Genomic DNA, 3,376 nt, shown 5'->3' with positions numbered 1-3,376 from the left:
GGGTTAATATTAGGGTGGTGGATCGGTTGATGTAAGCAAAACGTAAGCACTTTCCGATTTTGTCCGTTAGGGTTTTTTAGTGTCTATAACTCCTAGAAGTAGAAACAACAACGCCCCCGTAGCATTCCACTAGCGAGGGCTGAGATTGTGAAAGTTACAGACTATCGGCGGCGGCGAAGCATCAGAGCAAGTCCACCGAGTCCGAGTAGAGCTGTGGATGATGGTTCGGGAACGGTCGTTATAGTGATTTCTCTTTGCGAACCTCCAGCACCCCATGTAATCGTTTGATCCACTAAACCAACTGATGCAGCAGTTACCCCATTAAAGGTCACCGAGCCATCAATTTGCTGTCCAGTGTATCCGGCAGGGAGATATATATATAAGTTACTAATCGAGTTGAAATTACCTATTCCAAACGAATCACCTGATGAAGAGGACGCTGTTAAATTTACCGCCTCCGTGAATAGTGTTGGTGTAATACCATTAAAACCATAGATGTCATCAGTATCTTGCGCGCTCCTCAGCGTATGCCCGTACACTCCATAATCATCGATTTCATGGGTGCCAGCACCAAGGGAATCAGCGACATTAGCACCAGATACATCGATACTACCTGACCAGGTTACTACAAGGTTTCCAGTTGAGTCACCATAGGTTACTAATATCGCCCCCTGTGTCGGCCCAGCACTACAGGCACCCATCGCACCAGCTAATGCCAGACTTCGTAATGCACTGAATTTTTTATTTTTCTTTAATATGATTCTTATATTTTTTGATTGATCCCCAATCAAAAGCAATCGGCAGTATTGCCTGATGCTTATTATGAGTACCTTTTTATTAGTCTGTCTTTTTTTTGCGCTAGAACAGCGATCTAAGCTTTAGCTCAGCGTTCTTGGTTGCGGCCAAGTATGCTCTGCTTGGCGCTATCAGAGATAGAATCCGTGGATTCAATTAAGTTCATCATGCTAGCAACGTAGCGACTACGGCTGCTTTCTTTGCTAATATTCTCAAGGACTTTTATCAACTCACCCGGGGGGGCATTGAAACCGGTCCACCCGCCGTTCCGACAGACGGTCATATTGCTGTGGACGTAGTAAAACAGAGCTTCGTCGCGGGTGTCACCCTTTTCCATGGCCATGGTATAAGTCAGGGCGCCTTGAGGGTCTTTCGATACCCAAGGCGTCATCACTACACGCATGATGTCATACTGAAGGTCAGCGCTATCATTTTTGGTAAGGAACTCGGCAGCAGCCTGCGGATTCTCCGGGGCCATCAATTTGATCACGTCGCCAATAGCACGGTCTTTGTTCTCACCGGCTTCCATGGAGCTCACCTGAGCAGCGGCAGCCTGTGGTTCATTGCGAGCAAGTCCCTTGATCGCCGCGGCGAGTTGCCAAGCTTGTTGGTCAGCCGGCAGGGTCGAAATCCAAGTTGTGGCCGCAGCAAAATCTTTAGCTCCGTAGGACTCGGCCACCGCACGATAGTAACGCTTCACGACCACATCACGATAGGAACCCTTCACGATTTCAGGATCGATGGTAGGCAGCATTGCAGAAGCTGTGGCTGGATCTTCACGAGCGACTTCTCTCACCACTGAGGAGACGGCCTCGTCTTTTCCTTTTTCCAAACTGTTGGCCCAAGCAATGGCTCCATTAGGATCCTGCTTAGCCCACTCTTCACCGATAAAACTCAGCGCTTTGTGGCTTCCATAGCTTCCATCGTCCAGTGGCGTGGCAAACTCAGGCGGATTCCCTGCCATGTATTTGCCGGCACTTGCGTGATCCACACCGGCCCAGCCTTGCATCACCTGGACGCGGTAAGCAATTCCACGCCAGCCCATGCCATTGGCATAGTCTAGAGCAGAGTAGGCATCCACCTCACCCCAGCGATTAAACAGCAGCGTGGAGGCTATGGTGCGCTCTGTATAGGGGAACTCTTCCATTTCTTTTGCTTCATCTTCGAGCTGCTGCGGAGACAGCCTCTGATAGTATTGAGCGAGAGCTGTGATTCGGCTACTGCTGCCGGGCAGGCGGTAGATCTCATGGAAACCGCTGTAACGACGGCCGCCCTTTGCACTGGACGAGCCATTTGCACGGGACGAGCCGCTTGATCCTGACAAGGCACGATTGGCTCGGGGACCCATGATACGGGCTGAGCTTTGTTGAGTTTCGTCGGAGCCACCGCCTGCGGTGTTGTTGCCGATGATGTAGCCTCCGCCGACTGTAACAGCGAGTGCGGCGGCGATAAGTATTGCTGATTGATTCATGCGGTAGCTGGTTTTTGGGGATTTCGGAGGTTTAACCCTATTGATTGGATGCTAGGAATTTGCTTTTTTGAGTGAGGTGTTCGGAGGGGCTTTCATGGGGTGATAAGCGGGGTGGTACCCGCATTGCAGAAGCTTTGGCTGGATCTTAACGGGCGACTTCTCTCTCCACTGAGGCGACGGCCTCGTCTTGTCCTTTTTCCAAACTGTTGGCCCAAGCAATGGCTCCATTAGGATCCTGCTTAGCCCACTCGCCAGCAATAATACACTGCGCGCTGCGGGTATTAACGAATCCACTTGCCGGGCCCATCCTGTCAAACTCACGCGGATTCTCTGTCATGTATTTGCCGGCACTTGCGGGATCCACACTGGCCCAGCCTTGCAGCACAATGGGGCGCACGTCATCGATAAACGTTTTGTTGGGGCGGCCCTTTGCATACTTAAAAGCAGTGTAGGCATCCACCTCACCCCAGCGAGTAAACAGCAGTATGCGGGCCATGCGGTACTCAGTCGAGGGGAGTTCATTAATTTTTTTGGCTTCATCTTCGAGCTGCTGCGGAGACAGCCTCTCATAGTATTGAGCGAGAGCTGTGATTCGGTTGTTGTTGTTGCCGGGCAGGTTGCTGATCTCTAGGGAACCGCTGTAACGACGGCCGCCCTTTGCACTGGACGGGCCCTTTGCACGGGACGAGATGCTTGATCTGGACAAACCACGATCGGCTCGGGGTCCCATGATACGGGCGGAGCTTTGTTGAGTGTCGTCGGAGCCAGCTCCTGCGGTGTCGTCGGAGCCACCTCCTGCGGTGTTCTTGCCGATGATGTAGCCTCCCCCGGCCCAGACTGCGAGTGCGGCGGCGATAAGTATTGCTGATTGATTCATGCGGTAGCTGGCTTTTGGGGATTTCGGAGGTTGAACCCTAGATGCTAGGTATTTGCTTTTTTAGTTGTGTCCCTGAGGACGTTGTTGGGGAGATTGGAGAGGGGGAGAAAGGGGGGGATGTATTCATTTTCATAAGGTAATTAATTAGTTGTTAGGAGTATTATTCTTTGTTCTTTGCGAGCTTACCGGATCGATCCATCGTGGATAAACCGGACATGAGTCGCTGAGACCCC

Annotated in this window: 3 protein-coding genes; all 3 read right to left on the bottom strand. The window is 51.5% G+C overall.

The genetic code is table 11. The annotated features are described in order from the left end of the window. Positions 1–161: 161 nt before the first annotated feature. The 3 genes from BSZ32_RS19930 to BSZ32_RS17905 all read right to left on the bottom strand — a co-directional run bounded on the left by BSZ32_RS19930 (position 162) and on the right by BSZ32_RS17905 (position 3,143). Positions 162–791 (bottom strand): PEP-CTERM sorting domain-containing protein, encoded by a 630-nt coding sequence (locus BSZ32_RS19930; protein WP_240610682.1) that lies wholly within the window; start codon positions 789–791, stop codon positions 162–164. Positions 792–883: 92 nt separating this feature from the next. Then, on the bottom strand, positions 884–2,266 hold the full coding sequence (locus BSZ32_RS17910) for a hypothetical protein (protein ID WP_105044680.1): 1,383 nt from the start codon (positions 2,264–2,266) through the stop codon (positions 884–886). A gap of 145 nt (positions 2,267–2,411) precedes the next feature. Continuing rightward, entirely contained in the window at positions 2,412–3,143 is a 732-nt protein-coding gene (locus tag BSZ32_RS17905; RefSeq protein ID WP_105044679.1) for a hypothetical protein, read from the bottom strand. Between the last annotated feature and the right edge of the window lie 233 nt (positions 3,144–3,376).

Source organism: Rubritalea profundi, from assembly GCF_002954445.1.
Taxonomy (GTDB): Bacteria; Verrucomicrobiota; Verrucomicrobiia; order Verrucomicrobiales; family Akkermansiaceae; genus Rubritalea; species Rubritalea profundi.
This window is presented reverse-complemented; position numbering and strand designations above follow the sequence as displayed.

Coding starts and splice junctions, on each gene's coding strand:
- BSZ32_RS17910 (WP_105044680.1), bottom strand. CDS start 2,266: ATGAATCAATCAGCAATACTTATCGCCGCCGCACTCGCTGTTACAGTC.
- BSZ32_RS17905 (WP_105044679.1), bottom strand. CDS start 3,143: ATGAATCAATCAGCAATACTTATCGCCGCCGCACTCGCAGTCTGGGCC.